The 14163-nt window shown below is 68.0% G+C and carries 9 protein-coding genes; 8 read left to right on the top strand and 1 reads right to left on the bottom strand.

The window, feature by feature from the left end:
- Nucleotides 1-179 precede the first annotated feature (179 nt).
- The 7 genes from serC to D1643_RS00390 all read left to right on the top strand — a co-directional run bounded on the left by serC (nucleotide 180) and on the right by D1643_RS00390 (nucleotide 11286).
- The gene (serC, locus tag D1643_RS00420) at nucleotides 180-1262 is read left to right on the top strand and encodes a 3-phosphoserine/phosphohydroxythreonine transaminase (RefSeq protein ID WP_160707528.1); all 1083 of its coding nucleotides are present in this window, start codon (nucleotides 180-182) and stop codon (nucleotides 1260-1262) included.
- A 537-nt stretch (nucleotides 1263-1799) separates the two neighbouring features.
- Nucleotides 1800-3491, top strand: coding sequence for a SulP family inorganic anion transporter (locus tag D1643_RS00415; protein ID WP_160707526.1), 1692 nt, complete (start codon nucleotides 1800-1802; stop codon nucleotides 3489-3491).
- A 610-nt stretch (nucleotides 3492-4101) separates the two neighbouring features.
- The gene (serA, locus tag D1643_RS00410) at nucleotides 4102-5682 is read left to right on the top strand and encodes a phosphoglycerate dehydrogenase (RefSeq protein ID WP_160707524.1); all 1581 of its coding nucleotides are present in this window, start codon (nucleotides 4102-4104) and stop codon (nucleotides 5680-5682) included.
- Between the two features lie 113 nt (nucleotides 5683-5795).
- A complete protein-coding gene (locus tag D1643_RS00405) occupies nucleotides 5796-7316 on the top strand; it encodes a 2-isopropylmalate synthase (RefSeq protein ID WP_160707522.1) in 1521 nt (506 codons plus the stop codon).
- Nucleotides 7317-7398: 82 nt separating this feature from the next.
- Nucleotides 7399-8661 (top strand): dicarboxylate/amino acid:cation symporter, encoded by a 1263-nt coding sequence (locus tag D1643_RS00400; protein WP_160707520.1) that lies wholly within the window; start codon nucleotides 7399-7401, stop codon nucleotides 8659-8661.
- Nucleotides 8662-9012: 351 nt separating this feature from the next.
- Nucleotides 9013-9591: a helix-turn-helix domain-containing protein gene (locus D1643_RS00395; RefSeq protein WP_160707518.1), complete on the top strand. Its 579-nt coding sequence runs from the start codon at nucleotides 9013-9015 to the stop codon at nucleotides 9589-9591.
- Between the two features lie 9 nt (nucleotides 9592-9600).
- A complete protein-coding gene (locus D1643_RS00390; RefSeq protein ID WP_160707516.1) occupies nucleotides 9601-11286 on the top strand; it encodes an AMP-binding protein in 1686 nt (561 codons plus the stop codon).
- Nucleotides 11287-11349: 63 nt separating this feature from the next.
- Here the strand turns inward: D1643_RS00390 and D1643_RS12160 are convergent, their stop codons facing one another.
- Nucleotides 11350-12399 carry a VIT1/CCC1 transporter family protein gene (locus D1643_RS12160; protein WP_370520230.1) on the bottom strand — a complete coding sequence of 350 codons (1050 nt, stop codon included), beginning with the start codon at nucleotides 12397-12399 and terminating at the stop codon, nucleotides 11350-11352.
- A gap of 1283 nt (nucleotides 12400-13682) precedes the next feature.
- On the opposite strand from D1643_RS12160, the gene rimP reads away from it, so the two are divergent.
- Nucleotides 13683-14153, top strand: a complete 471-nt coding sequence (rimP, locus tag D1643_RS00380; RefSeq protein WP_160707512.1) for a ribosome maturation factor RimP — start codon at nucleotides 13683-13685, stop codon at nucleotides 14151-14153.
- The last annotated feature ends 10 nt before the right edge of the window (nucleotides 14154-14163 follow it).

Below are 14163 nucleotides of genomic sequence, written 5' to 3'. Positions count from 1 at the left end.
CGCAGCGCTCGCCCGCCGGCCCCGCCTGCGCGGGCGGTGGGCCTCCGTCCGCGCCGCTGGGCGACGCCTGGGGCCGCGCGGGCCTTGGCGCCGCCTCGGTGGTGCTACGATGGAGCGGCGCTGACGCGCTGAGGAGGCCTGGGCCGCGTCCCGGCCGCACCGGAGACGAAGGAGCGAACATGGGTAGGGTTTACAACTTTTCGGCAGGACCGGCGGTGCTGCCCGAGGACGTGCTGCGCCAGGCCGCGGCTGAGATGCTCGACTACGACGGCACCGGCATGTCCGTCATGGAGATGAGCCACCGCTCCAAGCCCTTCGCGCAGATCATCGAGACGGCCGAGGCCGACCTGCGCGAGCTTCTGCAGATTCCCGAGAACTACCAGGTGCTCTTCCTCCAGGGCGGCGCCACCCAGCAGTTCGCGGCCATTCCCATGAACCTCATGCAGAACAAGGTGGCCGACTACATCGTGTCCGGCTCCTGGTCCAAGAAGGCCTTCAAGGAGGCTAAGCTCTACGGCGACGCCCGCTGCGTGGCCTCGTCGGAGGACGAGAACTTCTCCTACGTGCCCGACGTGGACGCCATCCAGTTCTCGCCGGACGCCGACTACGTCTACATCTGCCAGAACGAGACCATCTACGGCACTCGCTACCCCAAGCTCCCCGACACCGGCGACATCCCGCTCGTGACCGACGTGAGCTCCATGTTCCTCTCCGAGCCGATGGACGTGTCGAAGTTCGGCATCGTCTACGGCGGCGTCCAGAAGAACATCGGCCCGGCCGGCGTGACCATCGTCATCGTCCGCGACGACCTCGTGCGCGAGGACGTGCTGCCCTTCACTCCCTCCATCATGCGCTACACCACCCAGGTGAAGGCCAAGTCGCTCTCTAACACGCCGCCGGCCTACGGCATCTACGTCTGCGGCCTCGTGTTCAAGTGGCTCAAGGCCCAGGGCGGCCTGACGGCCATGAAGGCCCGAAACGAGGAGAAAGCGGCCATCCTCTACGACTACCTCGACCAGTCCGCGCTGTTCAAGGCGACGGCTCGCACGGAGGACCGCTCGATCATGAACGTGCCGTTCGTCACCGGCTCCGACGAGCTCGATGCGCTGTTCGTGGCCGAGGCCAAGTCCCACGGCATCGAGTCCATCAAGGGACACCGCTCCGTCGGCGGCATGCGCGCGAGCATCTACAACGCCATGCCGAAGGCCGGCGTGGAGGCGCTCGTCGCCTACATGGCCGAGTTCGAGAAGGCCCACGCGTAGGCCGAGGCTCCAGCGATCAACCCGGGAGGGGCGGACGTCGGAAGGCGGGCCGCCCCTCCTGCTTTCCTGCGGCCCTCCTCTGGCGCTCACCCTGCCTCCTCCCGGCGCGCCCGCCCGTCGTCTGGCGCGCCGGATGCGCCCAAAGGGGATTTTCTGGCCATTTTCGCTATGGTTTCCGCGGGCATGCCCTCCCTATTCGCAAGGTTGTTCTCCTCTAGAAACTTCTGACCTGGGGAAATGCTGCCTAGGGGAGACGGTGGGCTGCCGACAGGGGCTGCCGGTTGCGTAAACCATGCAGAAATTGGCCAGAAACTTCTCTGGAGGCGCGGCAGGCCGCTCTCCGCGTCCGAGTGCGCCAGCGAAAAGCGCTCGGCGACCGCTGGGGAGTCTGACGGGGGCGTGCGCGCGGGGGCGGCGTAAAATGGCGAGCCCTGCCGCGCGCAGGAACACCACCCAGAGCAAAGGCGCCTCTTCTCCGATGCCGCGATGCGCATCGGCGGAGGCGTTGCGCCGCCAGCGACGACCCCGAGGAACCCCATGCAGCGCGATAAGATCAAGCCGATTCTGTTCAGCATCATCAAGCACACGCCCAAGGAGGAGATGCGGCGCCAGGTGCCCCGGGACATCCTCTCGGGCATCATGGTGGCCGTGGTGGCGCTGCCGCTGTCCATCGCGCTGGGCATCGCGTCGGGGGTGGGGCCCGAGCAGGGGCTCTACACCGCCATCGTCGCCGGATTCGTCATCGCGCTGCTCGGGGGCAGCCGCGTGCAGGTGGCCGGCCCCACGGCTGCCTTCGCCGCCATCGTCGCCGGCATCGTGGCGTCTGACGGCATGGAGGGGCTGGTGGCGGCCACGCTCATAGCCGGCGTGCTGCTCATGCTCATGGGCTTCCTCAAGCTGGGCGTCATCATCCGCTACGTCCCCTACACCATCACCACCGGCTTCACGGCGGGCATCGCGGTGACGCTCGTCATCGGCCAGCTGCGCGATTTCTTCGGGCTCACCTACCCCGCAGGCATGCCGACTGTCGAGACGGTCGACAAGCTTGAGGCGGCGGCGATGAGCCTGGGAACGGTGAATCTCCAGGCCCTCGTCGTGGGCCTGGTGTGCCTGGGCATCCTGTTCGGCTGGCCGCGCGTCAGCCGTCGGATTCCCGGCTCGCTTGTCGCGCTTGCCGTGGGCGTGGCGCTCGTGAGCGGGCTCGGCCTGGATGTGAGCACCATCGGCGACCTCTATGTGGTGAGCGGAGGCGTGCCTGAGTTCCACCTGCCGCAGCTGAGCCTCGAGCTGTTCCGCGACCAGCTGGCCAACGGCGTCACCATCGCCATTCTCGCTGCCATCGAGTCGCTGCTCTCGTGCGTGGTGGCCGACTCGATGATCAGCTCGCACCACCGCTGCAACATGGAGCTCGTGGCGCAGGGCGCCGGCAACATCGCCTCGGTGCTGTTCGGCGGCATTCCTGCGACGGGCGCCATCGCCCGCACCGCGGCCAACGTGAAGAACGGCGGCCGTACGCCCATCGCGGCCATGACCCATGCGGTGGTGCTGCTCGCGGTGCTGGCCTTCCTCATGCCGTACGCCGCCTACATTCCCATGCCCACCATCGCGGCCATCCTGGTTCACGTCGCCTACAACATGTCGGGCTGGCGTAACTTCGCGCATGTGTGCAAGACCGCCTCGCGCGGCGCCGTGGCCACGATGCTCATCACCTTCGCGCTCACCGTCATCTTCGACCTGGTGATGGCCATTGGCGTGGGCATGCTCATCACCGTGGTGCTTGTGCTCAAGATGGTGAGCGAGGAGACCGAGGTCAAGGGCTGGCGCTACTACTGCGACGAGAACTCGGAGGTCACCCACCTGCGCGAGCTGCCCAAGAGCGTGCGCGTGTACGAGATCAACGGCCCTCTGTTCTTCGGCATGACCGAGCGCATCGGCGACATCTCGGTGAAGGAGTTCACCAAGTACCTGATCATCCGCATGCGGGGCGTGCCCTCGCTCGATGCGTCGGGCATGAACGCGCTCGAGAACCTCCACGCTTACTGCAGCAAGAACGGGGTGAGCCTCATTATCTCCCACGCCAACGAGCAGCCGATGAAGACCATGCGCCGCGCCGGCTTCGTGGACCTGGTGGGGGAGGATCACTTCCGCGGCAACATCGATGACGCCATCGCCTTCGCCCGCCAGCTGCTCGACGAGGAGGAGCGCTCCGGAAAGCCGCTAGCGCGCTAGGCGGCGCGCGGTGGCAGGAGGGCGGCGCCGAAGAGGGCGCCGCGTTATCCGGGGAGGGGCGCCGGCGGGGCGATCGGGTCGTCTGATTCGCCGTTGACAGACGGGCGACGGGCGGCCAGGTACGGAATTTTCGGATTTGTGGCCAATTTCGCCACGGTTTACGCATCGGCTTCGGCGTCTGGGCGACATTGTTTTCTCTGAGTAACTTCTGACCTGGGAAAATAGGTTCGAAGAGGTGAGTGAGGACGGGTGCAGCCTTCTTCGGCAGCGTAAACCGTAGCGAAATTGGCCAGAAACTCCCCATCGGCCGTCAGGATCCCGCTGCGCGTCGCCCTGTCGGCCCCGCCGTGCGCCGCCGATCGCCCCAGGGCGGCCCGCGCCGGCGCCCATCGCCCATCGCCCTTTCGCGCGCCCACCGCCCATCGCCTGCCCCCGGCCCCCGCCGGCTCTGCCCCCCCCCTTCGCGCGCCCGTCGCCGACGGGGCAGGCCGCGACCTGGGCGTCTGCTCGCGGCTTGCGCCTGCGTGCGCTATCATTTCCCCGAGTGAGGACGGCCGCCCTGCGCGGTCGCCCGCCTTTGCCAGCGTAGTGAGGAAGGGGAGCGCACGCCATGACGCGCAAGAGGGTTCTGGTCACGGAGAAGATCGCCGACGAGGGTCTGGACATCCTGCGGCGCAAGGGCTATGAGGTGGACGTGCGGCTTGACCTGGCGCCTGAGGCCCTGGCAGCGGCCATCGCCCCCTACGACGCGCTCATCGTGCGCTCCCAGACCCAGGTGACGCCTGAGCTCCTGGACGCGGCCGGCAGCCTCAAGATCATCGGGCGAGCCGGCGTGACCATCGACAACATCGACGTGGAGGCTGCCTCTGAGCGCGGCGTCATCGTCTGCAACGCCCCCACCTCCAACATCGTCTCGGCCGCCGAGCACACCATGGCGCTGCTCCTGGCCTGCGCCCGCCGCCTGCCCCAGGCCAACGCGTCCATGCACGCGGGCTCGTGGGAGCGCGCCGCCTTCACCGGCACCGAGCTCTACCAGAAGACGCTCGCCATCTTCGGCCTCGGCCGCATCGGCGGGCTCGTGGCCGAGCGCGCCCGCGGCTTCGGCATGCGTCTCGTGGGGCACGACCCCTACTGCAGCCCCGAGCGGGCCGCCGCGCTGGGTGTGGAGCTGTTCGACTCGGTGGAGGAGATCCTCCCCCTGGCCGACTTCATCACCGTCCACCTGCCCAAGACCGCCGAGACCATGGGGCTTTTCGGCCCCTCCGAGCTGGCTGCCATGAAAGACGGCGTGATCCTCGTCAACTGCGCCCGCGGCGGCATCTTCGACGTGGCCGCGATGGCCGACTTCGTGGCCGCGGGCAAGGTGGCCGCGGTGGGCCTCGATGTGTTCGAGGAGGAGCCCTGCCGCGAGAGCCCCCTGCACGAGTTCCCGAATGCCCTGCTCACGCCCCATATCGCCGCCGTCACCAAGGAGGCTCAGGTACGCGCTGGATCCCAGATCGCCGAGTATGTGTGGGAAGGCCTGGAGGGCTCCATCGTGCCCACGGCCATCAACGCCTCGCCGCTGCCGCCCGATGTGATGGACGCCGTCGGGCCCTACGTGCCCGCCTGCCAGATGGCCGGCCGCGTCATCGGGCAGATCCTCGGCGCCACGCCCAAGGCGCTGCATCTGGAGGCCGCCGGCTCCATCGCCGATGCCGATCCGGCCATCCTGCTCGCCGGTGCGCTCGACGGCATCCTGGCCTACCGTCGCATCGGCGCCGTCTCGGCCGCCAACGCTGCCGCCGTGGCCGACCGCCACGGCATCCACGTGGAGACCGAGGCCGTCCCCGAGGCGGGGGAGTACGCCTCGGCCGCGCGTGTGGCCGCCGACGGGGTGGAGGTGGGCGTCACCCTCTACGGCGCCAACCAGGCCGCTCGCATCGTCTCGCTGCTCGGCTATAAGATCGACATCGCGCCGGCCAAGCAGTGCCTCGTGTTCGAGTACGTGGACGCGCCGGGCCGCATCGGCGCCATCGGCACCATCCTCGGCCAGGCGAACGTCAACATCACCACCATGCAGATCGGCGACAAGCCCGCCGAGCAGTGCGCGCTCGTCTTCATGAACGTGGAGGGAGAGGTGACCGAGGAGATCCTCGCGAGCCTGCGCGCCGCCATCGACCTGAAGAACCTGTGGTATATCTCCCTGTAGTAACCCGCTCTTAACATAAGAGGGCTACCGTGACCCTGTATGCGCCGGCCTCCCCGCCGGCGTCCCGGCAAGCCGGGGCCGAGGGGATGAGAGGAACGAGAAGGAGAACCGTCATGACCCGCAAGATCGACATCTTCGACACTACTCTGCGCGACGGCGAGCAGTCGCCGGGCGCCTCCATGAACACCGAGGAGAAGCTCGTCATCGCCCGCGAGCTTCTGCGCATGAACGTCGATGTCATCGAGGCGGGCTTCCCCATCTCGAGCCCCGGCGACTTCGAGAGCGTGCGCCGCATCGCCGAGCTGGCGGGCGACGACGCGGTGGTGTGCGGGCTTACCCGCGCCATCGAGAAGGACATCGACGTGGCCGCCGATGCGCTCAAGTACGCCAAGCGCCCGCGCATCCACACCGGCATCGGCGTGAGCCCGTCGCATTTGGCCGACAAGCTGCGCATCGACGAGGACACCTGCGTCGAGCGCGCCGTGGCCGCCGTCAAGTATGCCAAGCGCTATGTCGAGGACGTCCAGTTCTACGCCGAGGACGCCGGCCGGTCCGACTACGACTTCCTCGTCCGCGTCATCCAGGCCGTCGTGGATGCCGGCGCCACGGTGGTCAACATCCCCGACACCACCGGCTACTCGCTGCCCGAGGAGTTCGGCGCGCGCATCGCCTACCTCATGGCCAACGTGCGCGGCATCGAGAACGTCACCGTCTCCGTCCACTGCCATAACGACCTGGGCATGGCCACGGCGCTCGCCCTCGCTGGCGTGCGCAACGGCGCCACCCAGGTGGAGTGCACCATCAACGGCCTCGGCGAGCGCGCGGGCAACACCGCCATGGAGGAGGTGGTGATGGGCATCCGCATGCACGAGGCGGAGCTCGACGCCCACACCGGCATCAACACCCGCGAGTTCACCAAGGCCAGCCGTCTGGTCAGCTCCATCACCGGCATGGGCGTCCAGGCCAACAAGGCCATCGTGGGCGCCAACGCCTTCGCGCACTCCTCCGGCATCCACCAGGACGGCGTGCTCAAGAAGCGCGACACCTACGAGATCATCGACCCGGCCGACGTGGGCGCCGGCGCGAGCCAGATCGTGCTCACGGCCCGCAGCGGGCATGCTGCCCTCAAGCATCGCCTGGAGGAGCTCGGCTACGCCTTCGAGGGCGCGGAGCTCGACAAGCTCTACGAGGCCTTCCTCAACATGGCCGACAAGAAGAAGGAAGTCTACGACGAGGATCTTGAGAGCCTGGTCAACGAGCGCGGCCGCGAGGAGGACGCCCTCTACGTGCTCAAGGGCGTGCAGGTGAGCTGCGGGTTCCCGCTCAAGCCCACCGCCACCGTCACTCTGGCCGACCCCGAGGGCGCCGAGGTGACCGTCTGCGAGTACGGCACCGGCCCCATCGATGCCGTGTACAAGGCGGTCGACCGCATCGTGAAGGTGTCCAACGACCTCTCCGAGTTCTCGGTGAGCTCCGTCACCCGCGGCATCGATGCCCTCGGCGAGGTGACCGTGCGCGTGAAGGCCGCCAACGGCGAGGTCTTCACCGGCCGCGGCGCGGACGGCGACATCATCGTGTCGTCCACCAAGGCCTACCTGAACGCCCTCAACCGCCTGCTGGCGGGCAAGCGCTAGCCCATCCGTCCGACCGTCTTCGAGGGGCGCCCCGCGGGGCGCCCCTTTTCGCCGCCCGCCCGCAGGGAAAGGAAGGAACCGCATGACCGAGACGACGCGCCCCGCAGCGCCCTGGCATCGGCGCCTCTCGCTCACCACCTGGATCTTTATCGCGCTCGTCTTGGGCGTGCTGGCCGGGCTCGCCCTCCAGGGAGCGCCCGAGGTGGCCGACACCTACATCAAGCCCCTCGGCACCATCTTCCTCAACCTCATCAAGATGATCGTGGTGCCCCTCGTGCTGTTCTCCATCATCGCCGGGGTGGTCTCTCTCGAGGACGTGAAGAAGGTGGGCGCCATCGGCGGACGCACCATCCTGTTCTACCTGGCCACCACCGCCTGCGCCGTGGCCCTGGGCCTCGTGTTCGCCAACGTGATGAACGTGGGCGCGGGCTTCACGCTCGACACGGCGGATCTCTCCTATGAGCCCACCGCGGCTCCCTCGCTCATCGACACGCTCGTCAACATCTTCCCCTCCAACTTCGTCCAGCCCATGGCTGATGCCACCATGCTCCAGGTTATCGTGATAGCGGTGGTGTTCGGGTTCGGCATCATCGCGGCGGGGGAGAAGGCGCGCGTGGTGGTGGAGTTCTCCGAGGCGATGTCTGAGGTGTGCATCAAGATCATGCGCGGCATCATCCTCGTGGCTCCCTTCGGCGTGTTCGGGCTCATCACGCCCGTCATCGCGAACAACGGGCCGGACGTGCTGCTGCCGCTCGCGTGGCTGGTGGCGGTGGCCTATGTGGCCATGGCCTGCCAGATCGCCCTTGTGTACTCAGGCCTCATCAGGGTGTTCGCCCGCAAGTCGGCCCGCTTCTTCCTTAAGGGCGAGCTGCCCGTCATGGGCTTCGCCTTCGCGTCCGCCTCGTCGGTGGGCACGCTGCCGCTCAACATGGAGTGTGCGGAGAAGATGGGCGTGTCGAAGGAGGTCAGCTCCTTCGTGCTGCCGCTCGGCGCCACCATCAACATGGATGGCACCGCCATCTACCAGGGGGTATGCGCCATCTTCATCGCGCAGGTGTTCGGCGTGGAGCTTACGCTCGGCCAGCAGCTCACCGTGGTGGCCACCTGCGTGCTCGCCTCCATCGGCACCGCCGGCGTGCCGGGCAGCGGCATGGTCATGCTCGCCATGGTGCTCCAGTCGGTGGGGCTGCCGGTGGAGGGCGTGGCGCTCGTGGCCGGCGTCGACCGCGTCCTCGACATGATGCGCACCGTGGTCAACGTCACCGGCGACGCCGCCGTGGCCCAGTGCGTCGACGCCATGCAGCGCCGCTCTGCCGCCCGCAAGGAGCGCACCGCCGCGGCTTAGGCCCATGCCCAGCTGGGGGACGGCGGGGAGGAGGGCTGCCGGATCGACTCCGCTCGACGCGTCGGTCCGGCGAGCCAAGGTCTCGCCGGACCTTTGGCTTAACCTCGCTGCGTCGACCCGGCAGCCCTCCTCTCCGCCTCGTTGAGGCAGTGCCATCACGTTGAGGCCTGGTATGGGGGACGCGCAGGCGCAGCGAGGTTAAGCCAAAGGAGGAGCGAGACCTTGGCTCGTGACGACGACGCGTCGAGCGCAGCCTGCGGCGTCCCCCATACCGGGCCGTCCCCCAAGTTCGCCTTGTCTCGGCAGATTTCCGGTATCATGGCCCGAAACGCTTTTATCGGAGGAGGAGACATGGCGGAAGAGAACAAGCTCGGCAAGAAGATCACCACCCTGCGCACGGCGCATCACCTTTCGGCCCAGGACCTGGCCGACCGCTGCCAGTGCGAGGTGGAGGCCATCGAGCAGCTCGAGGCCGGCGAGGTGCCCGCCTCGCTCGCGCCGCTCATCAAGATCACCCGCGCCCTCGGCGTGCGGCTCGGCACCCTTATGGACGACGACGAGGCCTTCGGCCCGGCCTACATCGACGGCGAGCAGATGGCCGAGGTCGAGCGCGTCAAGGCGCTCCAGACCGCCAGCGACGCCGGCGACCTGAGCTACTTCAGCCTGGCGGCCGGCCGCCCGTCGCGTCACATGGACCCCTTCGTCATCACCGTCACCCCGTCGGGCGAGACTACCCACAAGCTCGACAGCCACGAGGGCGAGGAATGGCTCTACGGCATGGAGGGCTGCATCGAGATCGAGTACGGCAACGAGGTGTTCGTGCTGCATCCGGGCGAGAGCATCTACTACGACTCCATCGTTCCGCATCAGGTGCGCGCCCATGACGGCCAGAACGCCAAGTTCCTCGCCTGCGTCTACACGCCGTTCTAGGGGGCTCCCATGGCTGACAACCGCGTTCCCCAGCCGGGCGACCAGGACTTCCCGCTGCACTCCGAGCTCACCATCGGCGCCTACTTCCGCGAGCAGGTGGCGATAGACCCCGACCACGAGTTCGTGGTGTATCCCGACCGCGACCTGCGCTGGACCTACCGCGACTTCGACGAGCGCACTGACGCCCTGGCCAAGGGGCTGCTCTCCATCGGGATGAAGCCCGGGGATCACCTGGGCGTGTGGGCGCGCAACATCCCCGACTGGCTCACCTTCATGTACGCCACCGCCAAGGTGGGCATCGTCATGGTCACGGTGAACCCCATCTACAAGAGCCACGAGATCGACTACGTCCTTAAGCAGTCGGACATGAAGGCGCTCTGCGTCATCGACGCCTACCGCGACGTGGACTACCTCCAGATCATCCGCGACCTCGTGCCCGAGTCGCTCGAGTGCCAGCGCGGGTTCCTGCGCACTGAGGAGTACCCCTGCCTCGAGAACCTCATCTACATGGGGCCCGAGAAGCACCGCGGCTTCTACAGCGTGCCCGAGCTCATCCTGCTCGGCCAGCACCGCCCCGACTCGGACCTGGAGTGGGCCGAGCGCCAGTTCGACAACAACGACGTGGTGATGATGCAGTACACCTCCGGCACCACAGGCTTTCCCAAGGGCGTCATGCTCACGCACCGCAACATCCTGAACAACGGCTTCTACATCGGCGAGGGCCAGAAGCTCGGCTCCGATGACCGCGTGTGCCTGCCGGTGCCGTTCTTCCACTGCTTCGGCTGCGTGCTCGGCGTCATGGCCAACCTCACGCATCGCTCCACCATGATCATCGTGGAGGACTTCGACGCGGGACTCGTGCTTCAGGCGCTCCACAAGGAGCGCGCGACCGCCGTCTACGGCGTGCCCACCATGTTCATCGCCGAGCTCAACCACCCTGACTTCGACACCTTTGACCTGTCGAGCCTGCGCACCGGCATCATGGCCGGCAGCCCGTGCCCGCCCGAGACCATGCGCGAGGTGATGGATCGCATGAACATGCGCGACGTCACCATCTGCTACGGGCTTACCGAGACGAGCCCGGTATTCACCCAGACCTCGGCCGACGACGACCTCGAGCACAAGTGCGAGACGGTAGGCCGCGCGCACCCGCCTGTGGACGTGCGCGTCATCGACCCGGTCGACGGCCACCTCTGCGGCATCGGCGAGCCGGGCGAGCTGTGCTGCAAGGGCTACAACGTCATGAAGGGTTACTACAAGATGCCCGAGGCCACAGCTGAGGCCATCGACGCCGACGGCTACCTGCACTCGGGCGACCTGGGCACCGTGGATGAGGACGGCTACTACCGCGTGACCGGCCGTATCAAGGACATGATCATCCGCGGCGGCGAGAACATCTACCCGCTTGAGGTGGAGAACTTCCTGCTCACCATGCCGGGCGTGCTCGACGCCCAGGTGGTGGGCATCCCCGACGCGAAGTACGGCGAGATCGTGGGCGCCTTCATTCGCACGCGTCCGGGCTTCGAGTCGATGACCGAGGACGACGTGCGCGCGTGGGCCATTCCCCGCATCGCGCGCTACAAGGTTCCCAAGCGTGTCTTCTTCGTCGACGACTTCCCCATGACCCCGTCGATGAAGGTCCAGAAGTTCAAGCTCCGCGAGATGGCCGAGGAGCTGGTGAGGTCCGGCGCGTAGGCGTGCTTAGCGCGCACCAGACGTCTTCCCGTAACGGGGGCTCACGATGAGGCCCCCGTTTTTCTAAGCCTCCACGCCCAGCACGATCTTGCAGAACAGGCCGAGGAAGAAGGAGAGCGCGGCCACGCCCAGCGATATGGCGCACATCTGCGCGAAGCGCTTCTTGAAGGGAAGGTCTTGCGCCACGGCCGTGTAGAAGTTGAACGCCGCCAGGATGAGCACCACCACGGCGAGCATGATGGCCATGGCCAGCAGGTACAGCTTGTCCGGCATCAGGAGGTAGGGGAGGAGCAGCAGTACCACGGTGAGCGCATAGGCGCTGCCGGTGTAGGCGCAGGCGCGCTTGGCGTCGGGGCGGCCGTCGCTCTTGGCGGCCAGGTACTCGCTCGCCGCCATCGAGAGTGTGGCCGCGATGCCGGTGATGAGGCCCGACAGCGCGATGAGGCGCGTGTTCTGCATGGCCAGCGTGAGGCCGGCGAGGGTGCCGGTTATCTCCACCACCGCGTCGTTCATCCCCAGCACCATGGCGCCCACGTAGGAGAGCAGCTTCTCGTCGAGCATCCCCATGAGCTCGCGGCCGCGGCGCTCCTCGTCCGCCTCGGCGCGTGCTATCGCGGGCACCTGGGCTGCAAGCGCGCGGGCGTCGCTGCGGGCGGCGTGCTTGTGCTTGTCCATGAGCTTGACGGCGAAGGTGAATCCGAGGATGCGTGCGATCAGGGCGTAGCGGCGTGCGCGGGCGACCCGCGGGACGGCGGGGCGGCCGGTGTAGCGGGCCCAGGCGTCGGCGTCAGCCGCCTTCTCGTCGGCGATGCGCTCGAGCGTCGCGCGGTTGCCCGGGTCCTTCACGTGCGCGGCCATGCGCCGGTAGGCGTCTGCCTCGGTGGCGACGGACTCCTGGTAGGCTGCCACCGCCGCCACGGCGCGCGGGCTGAGCGAGGCGGGATCGACCTCGAGCACGCCCGCTGCTGGGGCGGCGCCCGACGGCGCGGGCGCTCCGCTGCCGGGCGCGTCTGCGGCTGTTGCGGGGTAGTGGGGGGACGCTCCTTCGCCGGGGGCGCCGGCCTTGCCGCCGCCGGCTGCTGACGCGCCCGCCCCGCTGCCGGGTGGCCTCACGCCGGCATCCGTCCCGGCGGCGGGTGGCCTCACGCCGGCATCCGTCCCGCTGTCGGGCGGTTCCGCTTTGGTACCTGACGGAACGCCCGCCCCGACGGCGGGCGCCGGGTGCGCCTCGCCTTTGGCCGCTGCGGCTTGGGGGACATCCGGCTGCTGATCATCCGCGGCCGCGGGCCCGGTGGGTTGCGTGCGCCCCGCGGTTCCGGGGCCGCTTTCCTGAGCGGCTTGCGCGCTCGTTGCGTCTTCAGCGCCGCGGGGCCTTCTCGTCTGCGCGGACGTGGCGTCGCTGTCGTGGACCATGGCTGCCTCCCTGTTCCGGCGCCGGGGCGCCGCCTGCTTGGTGGCTCCATCATAGGACCGCGCGGTCGCCGCCGTCCGCCCCCGTACCGACCCGTCACCTGGCGAGCGCCCATCTGTAGACCGGACCGCGCCGCCGGACGCGCATCCCCCCAAACTGCACGGTTTTTTCGACTTTGTGACAGACTCGCGGAAACAAATGCGCGACCTTCGCGGCTTCCTCGGCGAACTCGCAGGTGAGAATTGTTCTCAGACAGGCATCATTTCCGCGCCACGATGGCTGACCGCCAGAAGCCCCTCAAAAGAGCGTCTTTTTGTCGCAAAGTCGCAAAAACCGTGCAGTTTGAGGGCGTGTAAGGGGGGGGGTAGCGAGAGGCGAGCGCGCCGACACGCAAGGAACGGCGGGAGCCGCGAGCGGGATCATGCCGACACGCGGCGAACGGCGGCGGGGGGAGTATTGAGTGGCGGGGCTGCCGGTGCGAGCGCGTCGACACCTGGCGGGTGCCGTGCGGGAGGGGGGCGACGAATGGCGGGGGCCGCAGGTGCGGGCACGCTGAGGAGCGACGCATGCGAGGATGGCGCCCCCGGACTGCCACGCCGGCCCTCAGCGCACGCATGAGGTGTCGCCTCGCGACCCGCCGCGGGTGTCCCCCGTGCCGGCGAGCCGCGGGCGCCCCCAGGCCGGTGTGCGGCGAACAGCGGGAGCCGCGAACGCAAGCGCGCCGACGCTTGGCGCGCCAGCGCTCGGTACCCGCCTGTCGTGGCCGCTGCGGAGGCGCCGCGTCTCGGGCGACATGGGCGCTTCGTGGAAGATGCCCGGCTTCTACTGGCCATTCGCCGAGTAATATGGTATAAATACCGGCGCTGAGCGCTTTTCGGCGCCGAACAACTTTCGCTTTTACGGAGAAAGTGGGCCTGTCCCGCTTTCTTTTGTTGTTAGGCCCGATGCGCGTGGAAGGAATGCGAGAAAGCGAGGAGGGATCGACGTGCTCACGGCCACCGAGGCAAAGCTGCTCGAGGCGCTCGAGCCCCGCGCCGCCCAGGAAGGCGTCGAGATCGTCACGATCGAGGTCGTGGGAGCCAAGAAGGCGCCCACCATCCGCGTCTACGTCGACCATCCCGACGGCGTGAGCTTTGACGTGCTGTCAAGCTCCCAGGCGTGGATCAACGACATCATGGACGCGATCGACCCGTTCCCTGGCGCCTACACGCTGGAGGTGTCCTCGCCCGGCATCGACCGCCCGCTGCGCACCGCCGAGCACTTCGTGCGGTTCGCCGGCGAGGAGGCGGCGATCAAGCTGTCCGCCCCGGTGGACGGCCGCGCCTCCTGGACGGGCGTGCTCGCAGGCGTCGAGGGCGATGAGGTGCTCCTCGATGCGGACGGCGCCCGCGTGGCGCTGCCGCTTTCGGCTATCAAGCGTGCCCACGTGAAGGGCACGATCGACTTCGGCTCTTAGGAAAGGAAGC

The sequence above is a fragment of the Enterorhabdus sp. P55 genome, from assembly GCF_009911695.1.
Taxonomy (GTDB): Bacteria; Actinomycetota; Coriobacteriia; order Coriobacteriales; family Eggerthellaceae; genus Enterorhabdus.
Note: the sequence above shows the minus strand (reverse complement) of the source record. Positions and strands in the feature narration are given on the sequence as shown.

Bases quoted from the DNA above. Each gene is read 5' to 3' on its own strand.
- serC (WP_160707528.1), top strand. From the start codon at position 180: ATGGGTAGGGTTTACAACTTTTCGGCAGGACCGGCGGTGCTGCCCGAG.
- D1643_RS00415 (WP_160707526.1), top strand. From the start codon at position 1,800: ATGCAGCGCGATAAGATCAAGCCGATTCTGTTCAGCATCATCAAGCAC.
- serA (WP_160707524.1), top strand. From the start codon at position 4,102: ATGACGCGCAAGAGGGTTCTGGTCACGGAGAAGATCGCCGACGAGGGT.
- D1643_RS00405 (WP_160707522.1), top strand. From the start codon at position 5,796: ATGACCCGCAAGATCGACATCTTCGACACTACTCTGCGCGACGGCGAG.
- D1643_RS00400 (WP_160707520.1), top strand. From the start codon at position 7,399: ATGACCGAGACGACGCGCCCCGCAGCGCCCTGGCATCGGCGCCTCTCG.
- D1643_RS00395 (WP_160707518.1), top strand. From the start codon at position 9,013: ATGGCGGAAGAGAACAAGCTCGGCAAGAAGATCACCACCCTGCGCACG.
- D1643_RS00390 (WP_160707516.1), top strand. From the start codon at position 9,601: ATGGCTGACAACCGCGTTCCCCAGCCGGGCGACCAGGACTTCCCGCTG.